Origin of the sequence: Streptomyces sp. NPDC046900 (assembly GCF_040644975.1) — a bacterium.
GTDB lineage: Bacteria > Actinomycetota > Actinomycetes > Streptomycetales > Streptomycetaceae > Streptomyces.
On the sequence record NZ_JBEYXD010000054.1, the window covers coordinates 1 to 26,053 of the forward strand.

A 26,053-nucleotide genomic window follows, 5' to 3' on the forward strand; every position below is an offset into this window, starting at 1 on the left:
GCAGTACCAGCCCGGTCTACTCGACGGATTCATCGCCGAGACCGGAATCATCCCGGCCCCGCCATGACGTCACCCCGAACCGAAAATCTCAGTAGTTGGCCACTTTGAGTATCACAGTTGGCCGCACAGCCCCTTCGCGAACGTTCTGCCGACCGTCCATGCGTACCTGGAGCACGATGTTTGGGTGATAACCCGAGCAGCATGGCGACCCGGGAGGACCGACTTACACGTCATTGCTCTTGCCGTAGCCGACGCGATGACGTCACAGTCGTACCTCACGACCTTGGGGGTGGCCGGATGTGGCGTATGCGCGTTCGCCGGGTACTGGTTTCCGCTGCGGGCGCGTGCGCCCTGCTCGCTGTGCCGGGCTGCGATGACGGCGGAGGGGGAACCGCTAAGCCGTCATCCTCCACAGCGGCATCGCACACGTACACCAGCCAGTCCTTTGGGGCACGGCTCACGATCATCGTCCCCACCTCGCTGGGAAGCCAACCGGTGTCGGACACCCGCACCTTTATGACGTGGGTGAAGGCCGGCAACAAGGTCCGATTCCTGCTGCCCGCGGTGGTATACCGACCAGGTGGCAGCGGAAGCCCCGAGGAGCCGCCCGCCACCTACCAGAGCTACGTCGCATACCTTCGCGAGCAGGCCGGATATCACGCGAACTGGCGGGACGAGAAGACCACGACCGTCAGTGGCCGGGCCACCACACTCCTGACGGGCAACACCAATGAGCCGATGGACGGATCATTCGGCTGTCCCACGGCCAAGGCTGACCCGGGTAAGGACTGCTTCGGCCTCCAGCCTGATTACGACTTCCGCGTCGCCGTCATCGACGCCCCCGGTGGGCCGCTGGTGGCATGGACTCCGGTCGACACCACCCAGGTCGTGAATACTTCGCCCGTCTTCAGGCGGTTCGAAGGCATGCTCCAGACCCTCACATTTCGATAGTTCGGCAGAAATGATCTCGATCGCCGAAGCCCAGTCGTCCTGATACGACGTGTCCCCGAGCGCTGACGGCCAGGGTGGCCAACTATGGCGCTCAGTGGCCAACTACTAGCTGGACCACCTTCCCCTTCGAAGGCGGCTTCCAGGCCAAGCCGCTGCAGCCGCCCTTCCTGCCTGAGCCCGCCCGCAACGACGAGGCCGATCTCGCCGATTGCCGGACCTGCCGCACCCCGATCACCGAAGCGTTGTGGGCCGACAAGGACTGGCGGCTGGACGCACTCGCCACCCAGCTGCGGCTGCCCGCGGAGGTGTTGCTCCAGCCCCGCGGCCACTACGACCTGATCGACCTGCCCGCCGAACACGCCGCCGAGCTCGGGCCGCTGCCGCAGGGTGCCTACACGGTCATCGTCACCGCAGCCGGATACCAGCCGACGACCTCCACCGCCATCATCCCCTCCTCGGGCCGGGCCGATCTGGGCAATCTGGTACTCGCCCGCCAGGGCGGCGTCGAACTGCCACCACCGGGCACCTCGACCATCGACCCGGCCACGCGGAGAGCGACGGCCAGTCGTGGGAAGCCGATCCAGCCGATCGCCGGCGGTGCTCCGGCGACACGGGCGGTGACCCGGGCCGGTGGGGCGGTTTGCACGGCGGCCACGGACGCCGTGACGTCCTTGCGGGCTGTCGGGACCGTTCGGCCGGGCGTGCAAATGCTGCGCTGCCCTCGGACGTCCGGGGCGCCGGGGCAACGCGGGGCGCTGGCAGGCCTGTCGGTCGCTGGCGCGCGGGGGTCGGCCTTGGGCGCGACAGGGTGGCCGTTCACGGAGACGATCTACCCGACGGTGGACCACGGCCGGATCATCCTGGTGGATGCCAGGCATCCCACATATAGGGTTCTGGGCCGTTTCTTACCCTGCTCGACGAAGGGCGTCCTTAGGATGGGCACGCTCTTTTCGAAAACATGCGGGCCGATCGAGACTCCTCGATGTCCCCCGAGACCCGTTGAGACGTCCCTCCCGCGGGGCCAGACCAGGACACGCATCGTGCAGACCACCCGTGCCAGGGCCCGGCACCGCTTCGAGAGATCCGCCCGTGAGTCCGGGCCGCTCTGCTCGCGCCCGCTGCTGTGGACGGGCTGGGCGATAAGCCGGGCCTTCCTGCTGCTCGTGCTGGCCGGGATCATCCCGCTGACCAAGGTCGCCGTGCTCAGCGACGTCTCGCAGATCTACCACGGCTGGTACGGGGTCTTCCGGGCCGGGCACTACCCGGTCGCGGACGTCACCTGGCAGTACCCGCCGCTGACCGCCCTGGTGATCGTCGCGCCCGGCCTGCTGCCGCTCGGCTACGCGCACGCCTTCATCCTGCTGGCGGCGGCCTTCGACATGCTGGCACTGGGCCTGCTGATCCGCGCCGACCGGCGCCGCGGGCGGCGGCTGGTCGCGAGCTGGTATTGGGTGCTGGGCATCGCATTGCTGGGGCCGACGGTCTTCGCCCGCTACGACATCATGGTGACCGTGGTCGCGATCGCCGCCCTGCTGGTGATCGCCCGGCGGCCGGTCCTAGGCGGGGCGCTGGCCGGGATCGGGGTGCTGCTGAAGGTCTGGCCCGGCCTGCTGCTGCTCGGCGCGCCGCGCGGACGCCGCGGCCTGCGCGCCTGGCTCTCCACGGGCGGTACGGTCGCGCTGCTCTCGCTGGCCGCGGAGGCGGCCCTGCCCGGCGCCTTCTCCTTCCTGAACGAGCAGCAGCAGCGCGGCGTCGAGATCGAGTCGCTCGGCGGCACCGTCTTCCAGATCGCCCGCCGCTTCGGCTGGCACGGCATCGTCTCCTACCACTACGGATCGATGGAGTTCCTGGGCCCGTGGGTGAGCCAGGTGGCCACCGCGTCCCTGGTGCTGAGCGCCGTGGCGGGCCTGTGGCTGCTGGTGTGGCGGCTGCGCGCCCGGCACTTCGGGCCGACCGCCACTGCCGACGCCGCGCTCACCGCCACCCTGCTGTTCGTGACCACCAGCAGGGTGATCAGCCCGCAGTACCTCATCTGGCTGATCGGGCTGGCCGCCGTCTGCCTCTGCGCCCACGGCACCGCCCAGCGACCGGTCGCCCTCCTGCTGCTGCCAGTCGCCGCGCTGACCGTGCTGGAGTTCCCGCTCGGCTTCGACTCCGTGGTGGGCGGCCGACCGCTGGGCGTCTGCGTGCTGGCCGCCCGCAACGTCCTGCTGCTGGCCGCAACACTGCTCGCCTGCGCCCGGCTGTGGCGCTCCACCTCGCTGGTGCCGCTGGAGCCGGAGCCCGAGGAGGCCGCAGGGCCGCGGCTCCGACCGGACGTCCGGGATCCCCGTTCCACACACGCCACACCGAACACGGATGGCCGCTCGACGGAGCCGACCACAACGGCCACTGGTACCCCTACGACCACGTACCAGCCACCCCTCCCTTGACACCACGCTGGACCACCCCGACACGCCTTATGGGACTGACACCACCCTCCACCCACCGCTCAATCCAGCCTGTACCTTGCGGCGGGCCTCCAACGCACCGAGTAGGCGCGGTAGTCGTCAGAGTTGCGGAAGGTCTTGGCGGCTTGAGCCGTCGCATAGGTGAGGGAAACGGCGACATCCTCGACATTGATCTCGATACTGATGCGGCGCTGGCCCTGCTTGTCGTCGACGGTGGGCTGCCGCAGCCTGCTGGTGACGATCACGCGGTTGCGGCCGGGTCAGCGCGATGGCCCGCCACCTGGACGAGCAGGTCGCCGCGTTCCGCAACCGTCCCCTGGATGCCGGGCCGTATGCGTTCGTCTGGGTGGACGCGCTGACCCAGAAGGTCCGCGAGGCGGCCGCATCATCAACGTCCACGCCCTGATCGCGGTCGGCGTCAACGCCGACGGACACCGCGAGATCCTCGGCATCGATGTCGCCACCTGCGAGGACGGCGCCGGCTGGCTGGCCTTCCTGCGCTCGCTCATCGCCCCGGCCTGACCGGCGTCTGGCCTCGTCGACGCGATCGGTGCCGTGCTGCCCGGCTCATCGTGGCACAAATGCCGCACCCACTACACCAGAAACCTGTTGAGCCAGGTTCCGAAAACGGCCCAGCCATGGGTGGCCACCCTGCTGCGGACCGTTTTCGAACAGCCCGACACCGACGCGGTCCAGGCCCAGATGCGGCACGTCCTGGACGCGTTGGAGGCCAAGTTCCCCAAGGCTGCGACCCATTTGGACGCCGCCCAGCACGACCTGCTGGCCTTTACCGCCTTCCCGCGTGAGATCTGGCGGCAGATCTGGTCGAACAATCCGCAGGAACGGCTGAACAAGGAGATCCGTCGTCGCACCGACGTGGTCGGCATCTTCCCCGACCGCACCGCCCTGATCCGCCTGGTCGCCGCTGTCTTGGCCGAGCAGAACGACGAGTGGACCGAGGCCCGCCGCTACATGGGACTCGACCTGCTGGCCAAGGTCCGCCCCCACCCGATCGAGTCAGAAACCGACGAGACCGCCCTGCCCACCGAACTCACCGCATAGTCTCAAAACGAGATCACCGAGTGGCCGTCGATACACCACTCCAGCGGACGTGACCCACGAAACAGCCGCTCAAGCTTGAGAGCGGAGAGCTCCCCGGCGTCGCATGGGGTGTGCTCCCGTCCGAGCTTTCCTCGGCGTTCCTCGAGCAGGGGATAGTCTCGCGTGCGTGGCTGACTTCTTGCAGGTGTCCACGGCAACTCAGACGCGGGAACAGGCTGTTGAACTGGTGCGGTCAGTGGTGAGCGAGCGTTTGGCGGCGGGAGCCCAGATCGTGGGCCCGGTGATGTCTGCCTTCTGGCACCATGGCGAGTTCGGCACCGGGGAGGAGTGGCAGGTACTGCTCAAGACCACCCGGTCCCGGTACCCGGAGCTAGAGGCCCATCTGCTCGCGCATCACCCGTGGCAGAACCCTGAGGTTGCGGCCGTGCCAATCGAGGCGGGGTCCAAGGGGTGCCTGGAATGGATTGCCAGCCACACGCAGCCCGCAGGGTAGGCGCTCACGCCTGGGCTTTGTCGAGCACGCCGGCGACCGCCGGAAGGGCACGGTGCTCGCTCAGGCGGTCCAGGACCGGGACGATCCGTTCGCGGGGTCGCACCGATGCGACCTCGGCGGCCAGGTCGAGCGCGCGGTCTGCGGTTGCTGCTGCCTGCTAGGGCTCGCCGGCTTCGAGGTAGGCGGCGGCGAGCCAGGACAGGTAGAGGCTTTTGTCGCGGGCGTGGGCGTCGTCGAAGTAGGCCAGCGCGGTCGTGAGGCCGCTACGACGACCTCGCCCACGCCGGCGGGACGTTCGCCGAACTCCTGGCCCTGTCCACTGACCGCTGACCATCCCCGCCGCGCCCACAACGGGCGCGGCCCCGTCACCCCCGCGCCACGCGGATCCTGTGACTGTCCCGGCTGTACCCACGACCACGGCCGCGCTGCCCTGGCAACGCACCGACTGCCATGCAACCACCGGGACAGCGCACCTCACAGCGTGCCTCTTCCTCTATGCTCTGCCCAGGTTTCCACCTGTGCGGCCTCGGGGGGACTGTGACGGGTCGTGTCTGGTTGGTGGCCATCGTCAGTGCGGCTGTCGCTGTACTCGGTGGTTGTACGGCCTCGGGCGACACGTCCAAGGACGAGGATAGTGGCTGCCCGCCCCTGGCACGATCCGTCAGCACCGCGCCACCAAGAGGGGCCGGACCTCTGCGCGATGTTGAACTGGGGCGTATCGGGTACGCAGACCCAGCCTCTGGCATGACGACGGCGAAGATCACTGCAACGAACAAGAACGCTTACCGAGACGCCCGTTACTACGTCACGGTGGAGTCGACTCCCACCGCAAGGTGGTCACAACGGAAACCGCATACCTGGGCGGGGTTGCGCCCAACGGCAGTGCCTGGACGAGTGTCTATGCCGCCCGGCCTGCCCACGGCCGGGGCTTGACGGTGCGGATCAAGCAGGTGAAACGGGAGTTCTTCTCCACCGGTCCAACAACCGAGCCGCATGTGCGGAGGCCTCCGGCATGCGGCGGGTCTTCTCCCATGAGGGTCCTCCGGCAAACCGCAGCGTCAGGGTCAGAGCGCGGGCCGGCAGTCGCCCGCGTTCTGCCATTCCTCAGCTGCTCAGCGTAGGACGGCCGCCAGCAGGTCTGTGCCCAGCGTCGTCATCTCGGGCAGGTTGAGGGTGTAGTGGACGTAGCGCCCGTGCCGTTGGGTTGTGAGCAGGCCCGCGCGGCGCAGGACGGCGAGGTGGCGGGAGACCTCCGGGGACGAGAGTTCCCAGGCGTGGGCCAGCTCGCCAGTGGTGTGCGGGCCGCGGGCCAGGGTGCGGAGCAGCCGCAGTCGTACCGGATGTGCGAGTGCCTCCAGCCGGAGGGTGACCGTTTCCAGCGACACCGGCACTGACGGACTCGGCTCGGCCACGGGGTACTGCACCACCGGCTGCCATCCAGGTGCATGGACCACCACCAGGTGCGGGCGGCCGAAGTCACTGGGGATGAAGGTGACCCCGGTGCCGTGGGCGGCGGTCGCGTTGTCCTGCAGCTTGTCCACAACGATGCAGTCGCCGTCCGGTGCCAGGGTGACCGCGCCGGAGACCGAGGCGAGTGCCGCCCCGATGCCCTGGCGCTTCAGCAGGTCGTTCTTCAGACGCAGGTCGGTGGCCAGTTGCACGGCGACGCTTGTCCAGGCGGCGTCGAAGAACGCTTCGGCGCACTGTTCGAGGGTGTGGCGCACCCGCGCCCGCACTGCGGCCGGGTCCGCGAGCAGCCGCTCCGCGAATGCCTCTTGGAGTGCGCCGCGGGCCTGGGCCAGGTCCAGGGCCCGCTCGCGCGCGGTTGCGTCGGCGAGCGGCGACGGCGCAGCGAAGTGGACCCGATTGCTGCCGCACGTGGTGGTGAGCGCGGCCGTCACATAGGTCTCGTCGTCGATCCGGTCCACATCGTCCAACTCCTCGGCGAGGGTTGGCCGAGGCCGGGCTGGGACCAGGAAATCGGCTCGTGAGGAACGCCAGAGGAACTCCGCCTCCCTGAGCCTCTCGGCCAGCTCCGGCGGCATCCCGGACCAGACGTCCCCGGCCCAGCCGGGCAGCCGCGGGTGATGCCCGGGTTCGGCCAGGACGTGCAACATCGCGGTCAGTTCGGCCAGCGGGGAGGCGGCGAACCGCAGCCGCTCGGCCGGTAGCCCGGTGATGTCGATGCGCAGCGTCATCCCCCCATCATCGCTGGTCGGACGGCCGGCGACGGCGTCGGTTGACGATGTCCGTCAACCGGCGTGTCGAATCCGGCGGCCCGACACAACCGTTGGCGCCATGGCAACCACCACCAGAATCCATCCCCGCGCCCTCCTCCGTGCCTCCGGAGGCCCCCGCTACGTCGTCGCCCTGGCCGTGGACGCGCTCGGCACCGGCCTGCTGCGGCCCTTTCTGCTGCTCTACGGGGTGACGGTGCTCAGGCTGTCCGCGCCGGTCACCGGCACCGCCATGACAGCCGGCGTCGTCACGGGTCTCGTGTGCATGCCCGCGGTGGGCCGATGGCTGGACCGGGGCGCACGCAGCACGGTCGTGGCGGCGTCGATGCTGGTGCGGGTGCTGGGCGTGGCGCTGCTGCTGGCCACCCCGACGGGGAACGTCTGGCTGTTCGCGACAGCGGCGCTCTTCCTCGGCATCGGCAACCAGGCATGGCCGGCCGCCCACGCCGCCCTCGTGGCCACAGTGGCCCACGGCCGGGAACGCGACGCCGCCCTCGCAGGGGGCCGCGCCCTGCGCAACGCCGGCCTGGGCGCCGGTGCACTCCTCGCCACCGCATGCCTGGCGGCAGGCACCACCGCATTGCAGGCGCTGGCAGCCGTCACCGGGCTCGCCTACCTCACCGCGGCGGCCCTGGCGTGGTCGGTCCACGTGCACGCCCATCCGGCCGCTGCCGCGGCCAAGGACAGGGACGACGAGCCCGCACCCCGGATGCGCCCGCTGCTGGCCGCCAACGTGATCTACGTCTTCTGCCTCAACGTCCCCGAAATCGCGCTCCCTCTGGTCCTGGTGACGCAGATGCACGCCTCCCCGGTGTGGTCGGCGGCCATCTTTGTGGCCAACACGGTACTGGTGGTCACCCTGCAGGTTCCGGTCACCGTCCTGATGTCCCGCTTCCCCCGCCGATCCGTGCTGGCAATCGCCGGCGTGGTGCTCACCGCGTCCTACCTCGGCTTCGTCGCGGCCACCTCCCTCGGACACGGCTGGGGTGCCCCGGCCGTCGCCGCGGTGTCCGTGGTCTGCACCCTCGGCGAGATCATCTATGCAGGCAGCGCCACCGCGCTCGTCACCGCCCTCGCCCCGGCGCATGGCCTGGGACGCGCCCTCGCCCGCTTCCAGCTCTCCACGGGCTTCGGCCTCGCCGCCTCCCCAGCGGTCATCACCGCTCTCGCACCCCACGGCCCGGCTGCCCTCTGGGGCAGCCTCGCCGCCGCGACGCTCCTCTCCGCCTCCGCCGTCGCCCGCTGAGCATGCTCGATCACGAGGCACTACGGAACCGCCGCTACCGCCGAGAAGAAGCAGGGAACACGGCTCAGTGGCTGGTGCCGCCGGGGCGAGCAGCCTGGTGAGCACGGCGATCGCCTCTGGCGACGGTTTGAAGTAGCGGCGGACGTTCTCCGGCTTCTTGTGCCGCGACTACGCCATGGGCATCGGCAGGCTGGCCCTGGCCTCTCCAAGGTGGATGAAGCCGTACGCCTATCCCCGGCTGCACGAGCAGCACATCACCGTGGACGTCGCCGACCTCACGCGCACCGAACGGCAGCAGATCCTGTACAACCACCTCGCCGCTGGCGACCAGCCCCAAGACGTACGTGCTCGGATGAAGCCCCACCTGGAAGCAGCTGCTGACGCCGCCCCCCTTCCTCGCATCCTGTGGCTCTACCCCGGCAACGACAGCAACGGCTTGGGCACCCGCAGCCAGATCGGCAGCAGCTGGAACGCCTACACCTTCGCCGGCATCGGCGACTTCAACGGCGACGGCAACCCCGACGTCATCGCCCGCGACGACGCCACCGGCATCCTGTGGCTCTACCCCCGCACCGCCACCGCCTTCAGCACCCGCCAGCAGATCGGCACCGGCTGGTAAACAAACCCACGCTGTCTCTCAGGGGCCGTCGAGGCCTGCGCACCGGCGTCTCGACGGTCCCGTACCTCCCCCGGCCGCAACGGTGACTTTCGTGGTCCCCGCGTCCGCCTTCGGGCGGGGAGGGCGCCTTCGCGCTGTGCAAGGAGACGCTAACGAGCTAGGTCTCGATCATGAGTTCTGCATCCGTGCAGATCACGTCCGAGGACAGCAGCGTCCTGGACATCGAGCGAGTCCCGGACGCACCCCCGTCCCGACGCCAAGGCAGTCCGGGGGCTCCGGCGTGCCATGCACGACAACCTGCGGATCAATCCCTCCGACAAGGCGATTGAGGCGGCCACGGGAATCTTCATCAACGTTCCCCGCCTGATCCTCCTCGCCAGACCGGTGGGGCACGCGCAAGAACGGCGCCGAGGTCTCCCTGGCGGCGGCTGGATCCTGAAGGTCGGTAACGGCCCCTTGCGCGACCGAGACGGGCCACTCAGGGGGCGTCCGTCCGTCTCTACGACGCTGCGCTGCGACGGCGCCCGTGCACGTCTGCCGCGTCAGATCCTTCGGCCCGATCCTCCGGCGAAAGGGCGTCCGACACCGTGCACCCTATCGGCGAGGCGGGCGGCGAAGCTGCGGACCTGGTTGCTCCAGTCGCCGACTAAAATTCGCCCGGTCTCACCGGTGGCGGGTGCGCCGCCGCCGGAGCATGCCGGTTCCGGTGCGCTGTGCTCGGCTATTGCATATCGCTGGCGGAGTTGACGATGTGCCCACCGTGCTTCGTTCTCTGCTCAACGTCGGCGCCACGTGCGGTGATTGGCGATCCGCTGATGACTCCGCCGTGGGTTGCGGTCTGGCTGATGTCGGCTCCGTCACGGCCGGTTGCCCCCGAGTTCTCAATCCGGCCGTCGTGGGCTGCCGCAATGTGGTGGCGGGAGCGACCGGGAGTAGTCCGGGTCAGTTGGGCCAGCCAGATGCCGGCCGCCGCGAGCACGGTCAGGGCCGCGGCAAGGCTCCAGCTCCACCGGCTGGTGATCAGGTTGGTGACAATCCCTGTGGCGATTCCGACGAGCACACCGCCCGCGCTGACAGCCTTCTGTGTAGCTGTGGCCATGGGAACTCCTGATGGCTCGGTGGCAGACGGGACGCTCCATCTGCGGCAGTTTCAGCTTGACAGTTCGTCCCGCCAGAATGCTGCCGTTCAGTCAGATTATCGACAACCGGGTGCGGGAACAGGGCCTTTGCTGGCAGGGGGATGGACGTGGAGGATCTCGATAGGCTGTTTACCGACCGCAAAATGGCCCTGAGCGCCGTAGGCGCGCTGGCCAGAAGCGGTGGTGGGCAGCGGGTGCTACTGCTGACCGGGCTGTCAGGCATGGGCAAGTCCACGGTGCTGACCTATGCACAGGCCCATCCACCACGAGGCTGGACGTACGCGGTGGTCGACGCAGAAGCACTGCTGTCGGGGATGGCGGTGCGCAGCGAGGGCGCCGAGGAAGCGGCGCTGGAACTGCTGCGCAGGGTCGGCGGCCATCTGGCCACACTGGCGCCGTGGTGGCGCCGACGCCGGCTTCGGCGAAAGGCCGCGTTAATCGGGCACGTTCGACCTTGGCGAGTCAGTGTCCGTCAGTGGGCGGGCTTCGGCGGCAGCATTAGCAAGTCCCCGGTGGAAGTCACGGCCGGGACCCTCACCCAAGGGCAGCAGCGCGGGCAGTGGACCGACCAGTTGCTGACCGTCGCCCGGGGAGTCCGGCGTGGGCGGCTAGTGCTGATGGTGGACACCTGTGAACTGCTGACCTACTTCGACGACGTCCGAGCCGAACAGCCCCGCGACGGGAAGCCGTACGGGGTAGGTGGCTGGTTCAGCGGCGTAGTCGACCAACTGCTGGATGCTATGCCGCACCTGAGCGTCGTCCTGGCCGGCACCACTGCCCCCGCGATGGCCACGACCGACGACTATGCCGGTAACAGCGTCGGCCATGTGGAGTTGCAGGGTTGGATACGCGGTGACACCCGCCGTTACCTCGCCCGCCGGGGACTGCAGGTCGATGCCGAGGTCGCGGCCGCAGTGACCGACGCCGAAGGCGGCCTGCCTGTCACCATCAGTTGGATCGCGAATGTCCTGACCGGTCTCCTCACCGATAAGCCAGCCGGACCTCCACCCGCCGATTTCCTCGCCCAACTCACCGGGCCGGGCGCACCAACTGGGCCGGCCCGCACGAAGTGGCTGCGCGATCACGTCCTGGACCGGCTCAGCGAGCGAACTCTGCACCTGCTGCGCGCGGCCGCCGTCCTGGAGACTTTTACTCCCGCCGCCCTGCTGGCCGTGGCCCGGACAAACCACCCGGCAGACGCCGACGCGTTCACCCGCCTGGCACGGGCCTCCTGCATCACCCCTCAACCCGCAGGCCACGACGGGCAGTCCGGGCCAGACGGCCACTGGCGGCTACATGCGGTCATGCGGGGATGGCTGATCGACAACGCTCGCGCCCACGATGCGCAGCAGCCGACAGACCAGCGTATCCTGCCCGGCCTGCACCGCGCCGCCGCCGACTATTACGAGGCTCTCGCCGGTGATGGCGGCTGGTCGCTGGAGGCTGCCCGCCACCGGTTCGCCACCGGCGACAACACCCACACTGCCGCATGGACAGCTCGCCTCGCCGCGGCGCTGCAAGCAACGCCGCCAGACACCCTGCAGATCCAGCTATTGACCGACGCCGCCCTGGACTCAGGAGACTGCGAGAACACCCTGCCTGCGATCGCCGCCGACGCCCACCTTGCCGCAGGATTCCTCGCCTACCAACTCGCGCAGTTTCCCGCCGCGCAAGACCACGCCGAGCATGCCCTGGCTCTCTACCGCACCATTGGCACGCGCAGGCACGCCATATACGTATCGGCGTGCCTGGCAGGCCAGGCCGCCTGGAAACGCCCCCGCTGCAAGGACACGGTCGAGCACTGGACCACCGCACTCACATTCCACCCGGTCCCTACCAGCACAGATCCTGGCAGCCTTGCCAGACCCGACGATCTCAGCCTGCACACAGCCTTGGCCGAGGCCACCCTGACCACGGGGGACGCACCCCGCGCCCGCGCTCTGCTGGAACAGTTGACGTTCAGCGCCCGCACTGGCGAGCGGGTCGCAAACTCCTCAGACGCTGTGGGCACCGATCAGCCGACCCAGGCAGTGGAGCATGCCATGCCAGCCATTGTCCCGGGCGACCCCGTGCCTTCCGAACGGCACCCGGCGCACACCCACCTCTTGCACGCCGAAGCCGCGCTCATCCTGGACGACTACGACCAAGCCGCTGCCTATGCGCAACAGATCCTGGACGATCCTGCAGCCGGCCTGCACCACACCGCCCTCGCCCACCGGCTCCTGGCACGCATCGACCTCCGCGCATGGAACTTGCGCCAGGCCGACCAGCACCTTCACAACGCGACCACCGCAGCCCAGCAATGCCCCGACCAGCGCTGCATGGTCCACCTTCTCCTCACCAGGGCCGAACTCGCCGAGCTCAAGGCCGTGTGGTCACGGCCACAAGAATCCCCGACAACTATCTCGACAAGCGTGTCCCTCACCCAGTACACCGAGGCCGCTCACCAGAAAGAACTCGCGGCCCGGGAACGCATCGCAGCAGCAAGCCTGGCCACCGACCTTAAAGACCCACTTCTGCAAGCTCACGCCATCGTCAACACCGCACCGGGTGAAGCCCTCGCCCTCTACCGCACCCTCGGCGACCGGCGCGGCGAAGCCCACACCCTGGTCGCGCTCGCGGACGGCCTCCGGATGCGTGGTGATGTCGATGGCGCTCAGGACCACGCCACCCAGGCCCTCACCCTCTTCCGCACCCTCGGCAACCGGCAGGGTGAAGCCGAAATCCTACTCGTACTCGCGGCGATCGCCCGCGTGCGTGGTGATGTCGGTGGCGCTGACAAGCACGCCACACAGGCCCTCACCCTCTTTCACAGCCTTCGCGAACGGCGCAGTGAAGCCGAAACCCTCCGCATGCTCGCGGAGGTCGCCCGGTTGCGTGGAGATGTCGATGGCGCTGACGAGCACGCCACACAGGCCCTCACCCTCTTCCGCACCCTCGGCGACCCACTCGGTCAAGCCGACACCCTGCTCGTGCACGCGCACATCGCCCGGTTGCGTGGCGATCTGCGTGGCGCTCAGGAGCACGCCACACAGGCCCTCACCCTCTACCGCACCCTCGGCGACCCACTCGGTCAAGCCAACTCCCTGCTCGTGCACGCGGACGTCGCCCGGTTGCGTGGCGATCTGCGTGGCGCTGACGAGCACGCCACACAGGCCCTCACCCTCTACCGCACCCTTGACAAACGGCGCAGTGAAGCCGAAACCCTCCGTATGCTCGCGGACAACGCACGGCGAGACGGCCGGGCAGGGGACGGGCGCCGCCAGATGGAGGAGGCTGCAGAACTGTATGAGGCCCTCGGCCTGCCGAAAAGGGCCGCACAGTGCCGCCAAGAGCTACGTGAATGGTGACACGGTGACCGTCGTCACCAAATCCCGACCAGACCCGCTTCCAAGAATCCCCAAGATGAACGCGGCCACGGCCCACAGCCTGATCAATCGACACCCAGCGCACGGTACGTGTCTCAGGGACTGACACGAAACGCGACGGCGGCTTCGCCCCGCGGGAGTTCGCCGAGATGGCGGCCCTGCCGGGACCGCCCACCGGACCCGGGGCACCTCGACGGGACGCATCGAGGTCACAAAGAACTCGTGGCCCACGGCGCACACATCCGGCTCGGCCGGGACCAGGGCCGGGACTGCGGGTAGCCGCGCCGGGAGGCGGAGCCGCCCGGCGAGCGGTCGCCCGCGCAGCACGGAGTCGCGAGTCTGGAGCAGATCCCGCGCTCCGAGCCCGGCCAGGGCCGGTAACGGCACCGCCGCCGTTCACCATCAGGACGCGACGGCATACGACAGAGCGCCCGTGCCACGCCGAGGGCGACGATCAGCAACCCTGGCATCCGGCGCACATCCCGAGTCAAACGCATCCGCCGAAATGAGGCGAAAACTGCTGGGCCGGACAGGCAATACACAATCTTGGGTAATCCTTTACAGCGGGCCGAGATCCGACGGCCCCGGCCCGGAACCCGGCAGTCGCGGCCAGAGCAAGGCGCGTAGGCGTGTACACGGAAGGCAAAGCCGGTCCGAACCGATGGCGCGGGCAGCGCCGACCAGGGTGCGGATCGACTGACCGCCTTCCGCGCGTGACATGCGCTCCTCTACCCCGAGGTCGACAAGCAGGGCCGCTACCTCGTCACGCTCGTCGACTGCGGCCACACCATCGACGTGCCGTGGCAAGCGGGGCTCGCGTTGATCTGAGGCCGGCGGCTCGCGGGCTTCGACTCGCCGTGCTCCTTTTCGGGCGCTCATGCCGTCCGTCGCCCGCATCGCCAGTCGGGCAGAGAACTGCGCCAACTGGCCCTGGTTACCGAGCATCACGCGACAGCCCCGCGCCTAATCCGGCCGGGCTGTCGCCCAGGTGGGAGTCCTCGCTCTTGTCAATACCACCGGTATCCGCAGACCTTGACAAAGTCTGACCAGCAAGTCTGGATGATCTTGCTGTTCGCCTTGATGACGGTCCTGCACTTCTTCTTCTCCCAACGACACGTGCTCTTCGACGCGTTCTGGGCGTGATTACCGTCGTTGTGGTGGCCCGCCGTGCTCGCGCACGCGGCTGTCGGGGCCGTTTGCGGGGCTGGAGCTGCTTGGGCCATGCCCGGTGCGCCGAGAAGGGATCCGAGGAGGACCACGGGGCCGAGGCCGATCAGTAGCCGTCGAATTGGCGAGATGCCCGCACTTTTCGGTCATTATTCCCACCCTCGAACTTATTGCTAGTTTTTTGTAAATTGCCCGCGCTGGACCCCTGGTCGTCGCCCGGCCGCGCGATGGTGTGCTGTCGATTCAGCGACATTGGGCTCTATATGGCCGACTCGCTTGCCTCGCGGTTGTCCTGTGCTTGGGAGTTCGACACAGCGCATTGAGGGTGGGCCAGGAACTTGCTCATGAGGGCGTGCCCCTGGCCCATCTTCTTGTTGCCGTTCCCGGGGGCTGCACCGCCCGCATATTGCCGGCTCGGTTGGGCCCGGTGGGAGGGACCCTTGCCGCCTGTCGGCCTCGCGTGGGTACGCCGCGCTCAAAGCTCTGACGCAGAGGCGTTCCGCCCCTCACGGGATACCTGCTCCGTGTTCAGCGCAACTCCAGTTTACGACTGCGAAGTTTGATTGTCTTTCTGACAATTTCGGGGTCTTCGTTCCCTGGATGCGCTGGGCGGTGGGCGTTGCTCGGCCTTGCCGATGGCGGCTCTCGCATTTTCGGTGAGCCGTGACCCTGGGGGCTCCTTGAGGCCGGCGGCTCCCAACGGGGGTAATGGAAGCCGCCGGCCGCTCGTGGAGCCCGGGGCCCCTACGCCCTGCGTGGAGCAGGTGCCCCGAGTGAGGCGACGCTAGCAAGATTTCGGGCGCGGAAGTTGAGGGAAAGTTGAGGACTGTACAAAAATCTCCACGGCGGCCGGGCGGAGCCCGGGTCTCGTACCGTGGCGGCATGTCCTCCTCGCAACCACCGCTGCCGCCGATCCGAGTCGTTCTGCCGGACGGCCAGGAGCTGCGCGGCCGGCTGCATGAGCGTCGCCAGTGGCTGTTGGGCGGCTGGATGTACCGGGTCGGGATGCCCATGTGGGCCAACAACGGGCCGGCCGAGAGTGTCGAGCCCAATGAGTATCTTGTGTGCTGACCCCCGAGCAGGCCTGGCCCATCGAGGGCGTCGCCTACGACGCCGTCCCCACGTTTCCCCTACCCAAGGAGGACGAGGGCCAGGAGCCGGCCGATGACCGGTGGGCGTTCAAGGTGCAGCCGACCCGTCCGCAGCGTAGGCGTCCGGGTCAGGTCATCGTGCACATCTGGGACTGCCCCAAGGCTCCTGCCGGTGCGGACGAAGTCGATCTGTTCGATGCGCTGGAGGTGCTGCGGTCCACGGCCGGGGCGGTCACGTGCAAGGAGTGCGGGGCTTCGCTGGCGCTCAACCCGCTGGTGCAGGACGGCGATTAGGTGGCCCTGCCCCCTGGAGTCTCTTGGCCGGAGCGCGGGACAGGGCCTTCCTTCCCATCGGTGCAACCGGTACAACCGGTCCGTAGGAGTAGAGGGGCTGGGGGCCGAAGTGCTGAATCCGGGGGTTACGCCGGTTCTGTGTACGCACTGGCTTGCAGTGGGTCACACTGTCGTCTCCGTGCGAGTGAGGGGGGACGACGAGCAATCCGTACATCAATGCGCCGATCCGGGCGCGCATGTACTCATCCACCGTGGCCAAGGTGATCTGGGTCGTGGTGGCCGTGGCGTCTGCCGGTCTGATGGCGCCGCCGCTGTTCTTCATCGCGGCGAAGAAGCGGGTCGTGGCCATGTATGTGCCAGCTCTCTACGCCGTCTTCGCCTGGGGCACGCCGATCGTCGCGTCAGTGGTCGGCAATGCCAAGAACTGGTCGGGCGGCGTGCTGGTGTTCACGCTGATCGTCGCGGCTGTGCACGCTGCGATTTTGGACACTGATTGGAAGGCCGGCCGCTAGGTTGGGAAAGGGGGGCCCTCGTGATTGGGCTAGTGATCTTGCTGTTCCGGCTGACGTTCCATATCAGCTTCGCCATGGTCGACATGACGTTCTGGCGTGCACCTAGGGGAAGGTGGACCCGCGGATGTGCCGGCTCGTGTAGGGCGGGGCGTTCACGCTCGGTCAGCTGAGCTGAGGCCGGCCGAGAAGGGTGACGTTCGATCCCCAGAGGGGCTTCTGCTTGTCGAGGCAGGTGATGCACAGGGGGTTGCCGCCCGGTCCGTATCTGACGCAGGGCTCGAAGCCCCGGGCCCATCGGCCGTTGGCCGGCTGGCTGGCTGGGCACGGGGATGGTCATGCGTTCGAGGATACGGCCGGCAACCGCCTCGGGGGACAAGCAGCCGCCCGTACGCCGTTGCCCGCCCAGGAACGGCGTCACTTGGCTGGTACCCGCGTGTGGGTAGCCAGGGTTGGCTTGTCTGTGACTTTTCGGTGTGTATTTTCGGCTCGCGCGAGCGCCGCGGCGGGGGCCGCCGCACGGTCCGGGGCGGTGACACCGGATGGGTGCCTGGCGTGGATTGCTCATGGGCCCACGGCGGGTAGAGCCAGATGGCTGGGGCAGCGGCTGCCTCAGGGGGTTGTACCGAAAACGCTGGGGGGGGGAGTCAGGTGTCGGCATCAGTAGGAGAGCCCGGTAACGGTGGCGGCGGAGGCGGGGATGGTGAGCCGGACGGGAGAGGTGACGGTGGTGGGTCTGGCACAGGATTGCGTGGGGTCTGGATCACGGTAATCGGCGGCATCGTGGCGGCGCTCCTGGGCGCAACGGTGCCGTGGCTTCTCACGCACAACGACAAACGGAGTCCCCAGCAGGGGGTGACGGCCGGCAGCAACGGCTTTGGCCAGCAGGAGACTTCCAACAGCTCGAGCGGGCAGGACAGCGGCGACGCCACGGCCACGCCCGTGAGCAACAACAAGACGCTGAAGGCGCCCGTGTCCCAACAACGCGGCTCCCTCAAGGTCACTGTGGAAGAGGTCGATATCGAGGCGGGCCGTATCCTCCTGCACGTCAGAGTGGACAACGGCTACACCGAGGGCATCCACATTGCGCTATTTGAGGTATGCGGCGCCAACGACGACACCGGTCATACGTACCAGTGCGACCCGAACAGTCCAATGCCCCAGTCGGTACCGGCTGGCCGCTTTGTCACCGGAGTGATCCAGCTCAACGACTTTGTCCAGCCGAAAGCCCGGTTCCTGTCCCTCTCGTTGAACGACGTCTGGATCCCCATCGCAGGTGCTCCTGACAGCATCACGGTCGACGGCATCAAGGTTCCCCGCTGACCGACTGTGCCTCCGCCGATGGGGGATTGGCTCCGCGCAAGCGGAGAGGATCGCAACGACAGGTTGCGGAAGCTGACGCAGGGCCCGGAATGTGGCTCCGGGCCCGGGACTGTAAATCGTTCGGTGTAACTCTCGATCATGGAAGATGCATCGATGACCAGTGACAACGTGAACGAGCCCGCGGCAGTCGAGGTGGCTGGGCCGGTGTCGACCAAGTCCGTGGACGACCAGCTGATCGAGGAGCTGGTGGGCCAGGCCCAGACCGAGGGCCTGCAGCTGACCGGCGAAGCGCCGCCGATTTCGTGACGACGGCGGACGCCTGGAAGAACTCCAGTACCTCATCACGGGCGAGACGCCGCGGTGCTAGGTCAGAGGACCCGGTGTTCCTCGTTATGTGCGGTGGCCACCGCCGCAGCGGCGATCACGCCGTAGGTGAGATGGTCCGCCACTTGCGGCCACCGTGGCAGCGCACGGATCTGGGCGGTACGCCTGCCCGGCACACTCAGGTCAAGCGCGGCGATGGCGAGTCCGGCGAGCGCGCCCCACGCGGTGGTCGCCCGCCGCGGCAGCACGGCCGCGAGCGCCACGCCCCAGCCCACGCTGAGCCCGAAGTGGACGGGGACTGCGGCAGCGAGCAGTCGCGACGAGCGTGCTTCGTCCGGCAGCAGGAGCGATCCGGCCGCGCGGGTCGCCGCCAGCGGATCGCGCCGCGTGGCCAGGGCGTGCACCGTCGACGGCACGCCACTGAGCACACCGGCGACGATGCCCGCGCGCATCCCGGTTCCGAGGACGGTCATGCCCTTCGACTACACCGTACTGGGGCGCTCCGCAATGGACGGCCAGCATGGCGCTCATCTCGCGCGGTTTCCACGGCCGACGGCCGCCCGCGGACAGGAAGCTGCCACCCGGACAGTACGAGAGCACGGGCTTTCCGGATCTTTCGGCCGGGCCCACACCGCGGATAAGAGGTCGCGCGGATAGGCGTACGGTCGTGCTCGGCGGTTCGGGCGTCCGTCCCAGCGGTGAGTGGTCCATGCCCGCCGGATCAGGCTGCGCGCGGTGATGATCGTGTCGGCGAGGTCGAAGAAGGCGTCGATGACCATGGCCCGGCGCTCGTCGCAGCGGTGAGCCGGTGGAAGGCGTTCTGCCAGGCGTGGGTGCGTTCGACGTGCCAACGCATTCGTTGAGCAGAGTGCGGGTCTTGTCCGAGTCGTAGCCGGCGTCCAGGTGCACGGTGACGTCGTCGGGTAACGGCCCCAAATCGTCCAGGCGGCAATGGTTGGGGCGAGCACGGGGAGTCGTGTTTGGACGCCCTCCGCGGCACGATCGATAAGGCCGTGGACATGCCGGAACTGCAACGTCAGTGCGCTGGGATCCGCCTTGGCATTGGACCTGGTCGCCTGGTCGGTCATCGACTTCCTCGGGCCGTGAGCCACCCGCGACGGCCGCCATGCACCAGGCCAGCCAGCACGAAGCCCACCCCGTACGCAACAGCAGCAGCCGGGCGGCCATCCCCGCTGATTACGCCCCGGTCAAATCCGGAGTCAGCGCTGCTTGCGGGTCGGTCCCGGGATCAAGGCTTCCACGTCCGCAGCATGGCGGCGATCCGGGATACGGTGCAGCGGGGGCTGTGTAGCTCGTGGGCGAGCGCGGTGAGTTGCTCGCGGGTCGGACTGACGGGGATGTTGCTGGCCTCGAGATACATAGCGGCCACCGCGCAGGCGACGGTGAGGTTGGAGCGCTCCAGCCAGCGGCAGCGGCCCAGGCTATGTACGAGAGCGGCGGCCCGGGCGTAGGGGCCGTCGTAGACAGGGTGGTCGAGGAGTTCGCCGCGGTGGCGGGCGACTGCGGAGACGGGAACTCCGTAGTCATCGACGCCCGGGTCACTGTGGCCAGCCCGCTCGGCGACTTCCAGGATCCACGACTCGTCGACGTGGAGGATCATGCGGCGGCACCCGGGTGCTGCTGGCCGTACGGGGCGTCGTACTGCTGCTCCAGGTCGTCGAGGAAGGCGCCGTGCTGATCGATGACGCGCTGGGCGGCGGCCATGCCGGCGGCGCGGGCGCCAGTGGTGTCCTCAACGATGAGAACCTCGACGTATCGGTTGAAGTCGAGGCCACGAGCCGCTGCGGCTTCCTTGCCGGCGGCGAGCACGTCGGGCTCCAGGCGGACCTGAGTCTGCTTTTTCGAGGTGGACATACACCCACGGTAGCAGGGTGGTAGCAGCCGGGGAAGGACGGCCTCAGGCGCCAGGTCAGGAATACCCCGTCTATTGCCAGTGGCACGCGCGAGGCGGAGTGGGCGGCGAAGCGGCGTCGTACGGCAGCCGATCGAGGAGTGCTGCCGGGAACGCCCGGTCGCCGGGGGTGAACCGGACTCTGCTCTTGCCGAGTTGGCGTTCCAGCACCGTGATCTGGTGGCGCAAGGCGAGTATCGCCGCAGACCATCATCTACGCCGGTATCGACGTCACTGACACACCCCTCTTCTCCGGCACCCGCGGCGCCCAGCTCGCCGGACGCGCCCCCCTCATCGACTGCGGCGTCTCCCCCGCCCGCCTCGGCCGACACGAACCGTTCCGCGACGTCATCACCACATCGAAAACAACCTCGACCTCACCCACCACAAACCCGGCACCCTCCCGGCCACGCCCCCTACCTCCACCAACGCACCGCCGGACGTATCGGAAACCTCACCCCTCCTCTCAACCAATCAGCAACACACCAGGTCGACCACCACCCCACCCGGCGTCACCACCTCTGGACACACCTGAAGAATGGGTGTACAGGTACTGTACATGTCTATCGGAGCACACAAGCGGTCCCGCATCGTCGAGACTCTCGCCCGGGCCATCCGCAGCGGCGAGCTCAAGCCGGGCGACCAACTGGACGGCGAGAACGAGCTCGCCCGACGCTTCGCCGTCTCGCGCGGGACGATCCGCCAGGCACTCCACGAACTCCAGCAGCGCAACCTCATCGCGACCCGCTCGGGCATCGGCTCGTTCGTGACCTTCGACGGGGTGGCCCTGGACCAGTCACTCGGGTGGGCGCGCGCCCTGCGCAGCGCTGGGAGCGACATCACCACCGAGGTCCTCGACATCGCTTCTGTCCCCTGGGACGCGACGGCCCTGCCGCCCGAGGCGCTGACGGACGCGGCCCAGGCTGCCGCCCACGCCGTCCGGGTCCGCAGGATCCGCAGGCTCCACGACGGCACCGCCGTCTCCTACGAGTCGTCGTTCCTGCCGGCCACCGGGATTCTCGCCGATCTGCCCGTCACGGGCCTGATCGACGGATCGATCTGGGCGACGCTACAGCGGGCCGGGATACGCCCAGTCAGCGGGAGCCAGCAGGTGCGGCTCGTCCGACTCGACGCCGAACACGCCCGCGTGCTCAACCGCCCCGAGGGATGCGCGTTCCTGGGCACCGCCCGCACATCGTTCGATGCGGACGGCGGGTTCGTCGAGCACGTGACGGCGCTCCTGGAACCGGACCACTTCCGTATCGTCATCAACTTTGGAGGCACACTGTGACGAGGCCGAGCCTCGAGACCGTGACTGACCGAGCCACCGCCGCCCTCGTCGGTCTGGCCATCGGCGACGCGCTGGGGATGCCCACGCAGTCGATGAGCCGCGAGCGGATCGCCACCACCTACGGCCGCATCACCGGGCTGCGCGACGCTGTGGCCGACCAGCCCATCGCCCCGTCCATGCGGGCCGGGTCGGTCACGGACGACACCGAGCAGGCGGTCCTCGTCGCCAGGCTGCTGATCGCCGGGCGCGGTCATATCGCACCGGCCGAATTCGCCGATGCGCTGGCGGCCTGGGAGAAGGGCATGGCGGACCGCGGGTCGCTCGACCTGCTCGGCCCCTCGACCAAGGCCGCGATCGCGGCCATCCAGGCCGGCGCCGGGCCGCAGGACGACCCCGGCGACCGGGGCACCACGAACGGGGCCGCCATGCGCATCACCCCGGTCGGCATCGCCTTCCCGAGCACGGACGGGTCGCTGCCCGAGGCCGTCGTCGAAGCGTCGCGACTCACGCACAACACCGGGCTCGGGCTGAGCGCGGCCGCGGCGGTCGCAGCCGCCGTCTCCGGCGCCCTGGACGCCCCGGGCCTGTCGGTACTCGACGGCGCCCGCTCCGCGGCTGACGCCGCCGCGCCCCTGGAGCACGTCGGCAACTGGGTCGCCGGCGGCTCCGTGTCCGCCCGCATTCGGTGGGCGGTCAAGCTGGTCACAGGCCTCCCAGAGGCCGACGTGCTCGACGCCCTCTACGAGATTGTCGGCACGTCGGTCGCCTCGCAGGAATCCGTGCCCGCCGCGTTTGCGCTGGCCACACGCTTCGCGGACGACCCCTTCCACGCCCTGTGCCTCGCGGCACAGGTCGGCGGCGACACCGACACGATCGCGGCGATCGCCGGCGCGATCCTCGGCGCGCACCACGGAATGGCCGCGTGGCCCAGCGACGTTGTCGGCCAGGTCCTGACCGTCAACGACCTGAAGCCGGAACCCCTCGTCGAAGGCCTGCTCGCCCTTCGACACGAACGGCTCCGCTGACTCCGACCAGGTCCCGCCGGGCCGGGCAAGACCCGGCGGACCCGAACACAACGCCCCACACGGGCGACGGCGCCCGGTTCGACCCTCGACGCCGCGCTCGCGAACTCAAAGGAGAGTGTCGTGACCCAATCTAGTGCCGTGCCCCAGGGCCCGGCGACAGGCTCACCGACCGCAGCCGCCCTCCAGGAGCGGCCGCGCCTCGGGCACATCGAGCAGCGCGGCATCGAGCCAGTTCCGCCCGCCGAGCGCAACGGCCGCCCACTGCAGCTGTTCTGGGCCTGGTTCGCAGCCAACATCTCCATCCTGGGTCTGCCGCTCGGCATCGCCCTGATCCAGAGCGGCCTCAACCTCTGGCAGGCAATCCTCGCGGCCACGATCGGGTCGTTCGGCTCGTTCGCGCTCGTCGGCGTCATCTCGATCGCCGGCCGGCGCGGCCATGCCCCCAGCCTGACGCTCTCCCGCGCCGTCTTCGGTGTACGCGGGAACATCGGCCCCACGCTCGTGTCTCTGCTGTCCCGGCTCGGCTGGGAGACCGTCAACACGTCGACGGCAGCGTTCGCGCTCACCGCACTGTGCGGGATCTTCTTCGGCACCAGCAGCAACGCCAAGGACGTGCCCGTCATCGCGGTAGTGAGCATCCTGATCTTCGTCGCCTGCACCGTCACCGTCTCCGGCCTCGGCCACGCCACGCTCCTGGTCATCCAGAAGTGGGCCACCTGGATCTTCGGCGCACTGAACATTGTGGTCGCCGTGTACCTGCTCACGCACGTGGACTGGACCGCAGTCACCGCCACGAAGGCGGGCTCGACAGCCGCACTCATCGCCGGTATCGGGACCATCGCTGGCGGCACCGGCATCGGGTGGGCCAACGCCGGAGCCGACATGTCCCGCTACCAGTCCGACCGGGTGCGCGGCACCCGTCTGGTCGCCAGCGCCGCGGCGGGCGCCGGCGTCCCGCTCGTCCTGCTCATCTCGCTCGGCGGCGTGCTCGGGTCCGGCGACTCCAAGCTCGCGGCGGCCGCCAACGGTCCCGTCGCGGCACTGACCGATGTCATGCCGGCCTGGATGTCGGTCATCTACCTCGTCACCGCTTTCGGCGGGCTGCTCGTCTCGAACCACATGTCGGTGTACTCGGCCGGCCTGACCACCCTGACCCTCGGCGTGCCGATCCGGCGGGTGTACGCCGTCGTCGTCGACGTCGTCGTCACCACGCTCGGCTCTATCTACTTCATGCTCATCGCCGACAACTTCTACGACCCCTTCATCTCTTTCATCATCCTGCTCGCTGTCCCGATCACCGCGTGGGTCGGCGTCTTCATCGCCGACCTGCTCCGCCGCCACGACTACGGCGACGACGACCTGCTCGACCTCGCTCCCCGGTCCCGGTACTGGTACCACGCCGGAGCGGAGTGGCGCGCCGTCGTTTGCTGGGCCGTGGCGATCGTCGTCGGCTACCTGTTCACCCAGGCCGGCCCTGCCGACGGGCCCTGGTTCACCGGCGCGTGGCACGGCACCTGGATCGGCCAGAACGGGCTCGGCTGGCTCGTGACGTTCGCCGTCGCGTTCCTCGGCTACCTCGCCCTCGGCGGGTCCCGCACCACGGAACGGACGGGGCAGCGCTGATGGGCCGCGTACTGCACACCGGGCAGGCGATCGTCGACCTCGTCATGCGCGTGCCCGCGATGCCGCCCGTCGGCGGCGATATCTACGCCCACCAGTTCGAGCTCACCGCCGGCGGCGGCTTCAATGTCATGGCCGCCGCCGCGCGGGACAGCGCCGACGTCGTCTACCTCGGTACCGTCGGAACCGGACCCTTCGGCGACAAGGTGCACTCGGCCCTCCAGGCCGAGCGCATCGCGGCACCCAGCCCACCGGTCGCCGACCTCGACACCGGAGTGAGCGTCGCGATCGTCGACGTCGACGCCGAGCGCACCTTCGTCTCGGCACTCGGCGCCGAGGGGCAGGTGACACCCGAGCACCTAAACGCCGTCGCCGTGCGACCCGACGACGTCGTCTACGTCACCGGGTACTCCCTACGGCACCCGACCAACGGCGCATCGCTGACCGGCTGGCTGCCCACCATCGACCCGCAGACGGCTGTCGTCTTCGACCCCGCTCCCCTGCTCACCGAGATCCCCGAGGCGGCATGGGCGGCCATCACGGCCCGGGCCACCGTCTGGACGCTCAACGCCCGCGAGGCGGGCCTCACACTCGGCCGGCTCACGCGCACAGTGCCCGAGCGCACCGCGCCCTCCGAGCTCGCCGAAGCGCTCGCCGGCCTGCTGCCGGCGGCGGTGCTGGTGCGCGACGGCGGCCGCGGCACCTACGTCGCCGACCACATCGGCGTCCGGCACGTGCCCGCGCACGCCATCACCCCGGTCGACACCAACGGTGCCGGCGACGCACACACCGGCGTCCTCATGGCCTGCCTCGCACGCGGCACCAACCTGCTCGACGCGACCCGCCGCGCGAACGTCGCCGCTGCCATCGCCGTCACCCGGCAAGGACCCGCGACCGCACCAACCGCGGACGAGATCGACACGGTCATCACCCGCCCTGGCCCAGATTAGGAATCCGGGGAAGGGACGTTTCCCTCACCGCCTCCTTCATCGGCACTCGAAACGTCCCTTCCCCAGCAGAGCAGCTTGCCCCGCTACAGCCTCACCGCGCCCGGGCAAAGCCGACGCTGCGGCCCTCGGCGGCACCCAGCCCTTCCGTGACCTGGTCGGCGCGCTGGAACAGACCCTCGACCTGCGTGCCCACCAGACGGGCACCCTGCCCGAGCTCGCACCGTATCCCCGTGAACGCACCGCCGGGCGTATCGGCAGTCTCCCGCCTGGTCCACCAAGCCCGCCACCTAGGGCCAACTCGCCAGCGTTCCAGAGCAGTACAGCCCAGAAGTCGCCCGAGCGCTGCTCGCACTGGCGACAGACCCCATGGGATCCATCAGGCACACCACGGCCCGAGTCACCCCGCTGGTAGCAGTCAGCGACACCGACACAGCGTGGGAGATCCTCGAGTAACTCGCCGCGCACGACATCGACGACGCCGTGCTCGCCGTCACGGTCACCAAGGCCTGCTTCGACATGTGCGATCGTCAACGCGGCACTTCTCTCCTGACTACGGTCATGGGACGCGCGACACCGCACCCTGGCCGCGAGACGGCCGCCTCCGCCTGCGCCACCACCGCCGGACTCCTTTGGGTCCACCACGCGATGCCCCAAGCAGATGCCGCCCTCACCAGCATGATCACCCGCTGGCTGGGCGAGTGCTCTGACATGCGCTCGTGCCGACATCCTGCCAGTCCTCCGCCGGGCCGCGGCGAGCGCGGTGGCCGGTGGATGGGTAACCCGCGATACGCCCACGTGGACAGTTCACTGGTCAGAGCAGCACTCGCCGCACCTCGCTCCTATCACCGGGCTCTGGCGTCGAGGGCCGCGATCCGGCACCCTCCGAGGCTGTCTCTGGGCCGTCCAAGGGCAGCCAACGACGACAGACGACGACGACTTCCCCTGTTCGGAAATGGCGCGTTGGGTACCACTGCAGGTGTTC

The 26,053-nt window shown here is 68.9% G+C and carries 21 protein-coding genes and 4 pseudogenes; 17 read left to right on the forward strand and 8 right to left on the reverse strand.

Going from position 1 to position 26,053, the window contains the following annotated elements; genetic code table 11:
* Window positions 1-516 precede the first annotated feature (516 nt).
* Both ABZ904_RS34905 and ABZ904_RS34910 read left to right on the forward strand, forming a co-directional pair.
* On the forward strand, window positions 517-951 hold the full coding sequence (locus tag ABZ904_RS34905) for a hypothetical protein (RefSeq protein WP_361827924.1): 435 nt from the start codon (window positions 517-519) through the stop codon (window positions 949-951).
* Window positions 952-1,025: 74 nt separating this feature from the next.
* Window positions 1,026-3,383, forward strand: a complete 2,358-nt coding sequence (locus tag ABZ904_RS34910) for a glycosyltransferase 87 family protein (protein WP_361827927.1) — start codon at window positions 1,026-1,028, stop codon at window positions 3,381-3,383.
* 59 nt (window positions 3,384-3,442) lie between these two features.
* Here the strand turns inward: ABZ904_RS34910 and ABZ904_RS34915 are convergent, their stop codons facing one another.
* The gene (locus ABZ904_RS34915; protein WP_361827930.1) at window positions 3,443-3,646 is read right to left on the reverse strand and encodes a hypothetical protein; all 204 of its coding nucleotides are present in this window, start codon (window positions 3,644-3,646) and stop codon (window positions 3,443-3,445) included.
* A gap of 11 nt (window positions 3,647-3,657) precedes the next feature.
* Between ABZ904_RS34915 and ABZ904_RS34920 the strand changes: the two are divergent.
* Together ABZ904_RS34920 and cutA are read left to right on the forward strand one after the other, a co-directional pair.
* A pseudogene (locus ABZ904_RS34920) lies at window positions 3,658-4,463 on the forward strand (IS256 family transposase); the annotation flags it as partial.
* A gap of 166 nt (window positions 4,464-4,629) precedes the next feature.
* Window positions 4,630-4,956: a divalent-cation tolerance protein CutA gene (cutA, locus tag ABZ904_RS34925; RefSeq protein WP_359410400.1), complete on the forward strand. Its 327-nt coding sequence runs from the start codon at window positions 4,630-4,632 to the stop codon at window positions 4,954-4,956.
* Between the two features lie 1,112 nt (window positions 4,957-6,068).
* Here the strand turns inward: cutA and ABZ904_RS34930 are convergent.
* Window positions 6,069-7,154 carry a DUF5937 family protein gene (locus tag ABZ904_RS34930; protein ID WP_359410399.1) on the reverse strand — a complete coding sequence of 362 codons (1,086 nt, stop codon included), beginning with the start codon at window positions 7,152-7,154 and terminating at the stop codon, window positions 6,069-6,071.
* A gap of 100 nt (window positions 7,155-7,254) precedes the next feature.
* On the opposite strand from ABZ904_RS34930, the gene ABZ904_RS34935 reads away from it, so the two are divergent.
* Window positions 7,255-8,439 carry an MFS transporter gene (locus tag ABZ904_RS34935; RefSeq protein WP_361827934.1) on the forward strand — a complete coding sequence of 395 codons (1,185 nt, stop codon included), beginning with the start codon at window positions 7,255-7,257 and terminating at the stop codon, window positions 8,437-8,439.
* Between the two features lie 81 nt (window positions 8,440-8,520).
* On the opposite strand, the pseudogene ABZ904_RS34940 reads toward ABZ904_RS34935, so the two are convergent.
* Window positions 8,521-8,634 (reverse strand): annotated as a pseudogene (locus ABZ904_RS34940) (site-specific integrase); the annotation flags it as partial.
* On the opposite strand from ABZ904_RS34940, the gene ABZ904_RS34945 reads away from it, so the two are divergent.
* Window positions 8,615-9,058 carry a VCBS repeat-containing protein gene (locus ABZ904_RS34945; RefSeq protein WP_361827937.1) on the forward strand — a complete coding sequence of 148 codons (444 nt, stop codon included), beginning with the start codon at window positions 8,615-8,617 and terminating at the stop codon, window positions 9,056-9,058. The pseudogene ABZ904_RS34940 and the gene ABZ904_RS34945 sit on opposite strands and share 20 nt — an antisense overlap.
* Window positions 9,059-9,779: 721 nt before the next feature.
* On the opposite strand, the gene ABZ904_RS34950 is transcribed toward ABZ904_RS34945, so the two are convergent.
* Window positions 9,780-10,157, reverse strand: coding sequence for a hypothetical protein (locus ABZ904_RS34950; protein ID WP_361827940.1), 378 nt, complete (start codon window positions 10,155-10,157; stop codon window positions 9,780-9,782).
* Window positions 10,158-10,304: 147 nt separating this feature from the next.
* Here ABZ904_RS34950 and ABZ904_RS34955 point away from each other — a divergent pair, with 147 nt between their 5' ends.
* From ABZ904_RS34955 to ABZ904_RS34980, 6 genes are all read left to right on the forward strand, one after another.
* The gene (locus ABZ904_RS34955; protein WP_361827943.1) at window positions 10,305-13,547 is read left to right on the forward strand and encodes a hypothetical protein; all 3,243 of its coding nucleotides are present in this window, start codon (window positions 10,305-10,307) and stop codon (window positions 13,545-13,547) included.
* Window positions 13,548-15,614: 2,067 nt separating this feature from the next.
* Window positions 15,615-15,803, forward strand: a complete 189-nt coding sequence (locus ABZ904_RS34960; RefSeq protein WP_359410395.1) for a hypothetical protein — start codon at window positions 15,615-15,617, stop codon at window positions 15,801-15,803.
* Window positions 15,797-16,117, forward strand: coding sequence for a DUF6233 domain-containing protein (locus ABZ904_RS34965; protein ID WP_359410394.1), 321 nt, complete (start codon window positions 15,797-15,799; stop codon window positions 16,115-16,117). The genes ABZ904_RS34960 and ABZ904_RS34965 overlap by 7 nt, the downstream gene beginning before the upstream one ends.
* Window positions 16,118-16,368: 251 nt before the next feature.
* Entirely contained in the window at window positions 16,369-16,629 is a 261-nt protein-coding gene (locus ABZ904_RS34970) for a hypothetical protein (RefSeq protein WP_361827946.1), read from the forward strand.
* A 780-nt stretch (window positions 16,630-17,409) separates the two neighbouring features.
* A complete protein-coding gene (locus ABZ904_RS34975) occupies window positions 17,410-17,949 on the forward strand; it encodes a hypothetical protein (RefSeq protein ID WP_361827949.1) in 540 nt (179 codons plus the stop codon).
* A gap of 153 nt (window positions 17,950-18,102) precedes the next feature.
* Window positions 18,103-18,255 (forward strand): hypothetical protein, encoded by a 153-nt coding sequence (locus ABZ904_RS34980; RefSeq protein WP_359410390.1) that lies wholly within the window; start codon window positions 18,103-18,105, stop codon window positions 18,253-18,255.
* Between the two features lie 62 nt (window positions 18,256-18,317).
* On the opposite strand, the gene ABZ904_RS34985 is transcribed toward ABZ904_RS34980, so the two are convergent.
* Complete coding sequence (locus ABZ904_RS34985) at window positions 18,318-18,746, reverse strand: hypothetical protein (RefSeq protein WP_361827952.1); 429 nt, start codon at window positions 18,744-18,746, stop codon at window positions 18,318-18,320.
* A 47-nt stretch (window positions 18,747-18,793) separates the two neighbouring features.
* Here ABZ904_RS34985 and ABZ904_RS34990 point away from each other — a divergent pair.
* A pseudogene (locus ABZ904_RS34990) lies at window positions 18,794-18,913 on the forward strand (sulfite oxidase-like oxidoreductase); the annotation flags it as partial.
* A 31-nt stretch (window positions 18,914-18,944) separates the two neighbouring features.
* On the opposite strand, the pseudogene ABZ904_RS34995 reads toward ABZ904_RS34990, so the two are convergent.
* From ABZ904_RS34995 to ABZ904_RS35005, 3 genes and pseudogenes are all read right to left on the reverse strand, one after another.
* Window positions 18,945-19,218 (reverse strand): annotated as a pseudogene (locus ABZ904_RS34995) (IS5/IS1182 family transposase); the annotation flags it as partial.
* A gap of 304 nt (window positions 19,219-19,522) precedes the next feature.
* Window positions 19,523-19,894 carry a fic family toxin-antitoxin system, toxin component gene (locus ABZ904_RS35000; protein ID WP_361827955.1) on the reverse strand — a complete coding sequence of 124 codons (372 nt, stop codon included), beginning with the start codon at window positions 19,892-19,894 and terminating at the stop codon, window positions 19,523-19,525.
* Complete coding sequence (locus tag ABZ904_RS35005; RefSeq protein WP_361827957.1) at window positions 19,891-20,148, reverse strand: hypothetical protein; 258 nt, start codon at window positions 20,146-20,148, stop codon at window positions 19,891-19,893. The genes ABZ904_RS35000 and ABZ904_RS35005 overlap by 4 nt, the downstream gene beginning before the upstream one ends.
* 596 nt (window positions 20,149-20,744) lie before the next feature.
* Here ABZ904_RS35005 and ABZ904_RS35010 point away from each other — a divergent pair.
* The 4 genes from ABZ904_RS35010 (at window position 20,745) to ABZ904_RS35025 (ending at window position 25,071) form a co-directional block, all read left to right on the forward strand.
* Complete coding sequence (locus ABZ904_RS35010) at window positions 20,745-21,476, forward strand: GntR family transcriptional regulator (protein ID WP_361827960.1); 732 nt, start codon at window positions 20,745-20,747, stop codon at window positions 21,474-21,476.
* A 20-nt stretch (window positions 21,477-21,496) separates the two neighbouring features.
* Window positions 21,497-22,501 (forward strand): ADP-ribosylglycohydrolase family protein, encoded by a 1,005-nt coding sequence (locus tag ABZ904_RS35015; protein WP_359410824.1) that lies wholly within the window; start codon window positions 21,497-21,499, stop codon window positions 22,499-22,501.
* Window positions 22,502-22,621: 120 nt separating this feature from the next.
* On the forward strand, window positions 22,622-24,124 hold the full coding sequence (locus tag ABZ904_RS35020; RefSeq protein ID WP_359410822.1) for a cytosine permease: 1,503 nt from the start codon (window positions 22,622-22,624) through the stop codon (window positions 24,122-24,124).
* Window positions 24,124-25,071, forward strand: a complete 948-nt coding sequence (locus ABZ904_RS35025) for a PfkB family carbohydrate kinase (RefSeq protein WP_359410820.1) — start codon at window positions 24,124-24,126, stop codon at window positions 25,069-25,071. Before ABZ904_RS35020 ends, ABZ904_RS35025 begins: the two co-directional genes overlap by 1 nt.
* Window positions 25,072-26,053 lie beyond the last annotated feature (982 nt).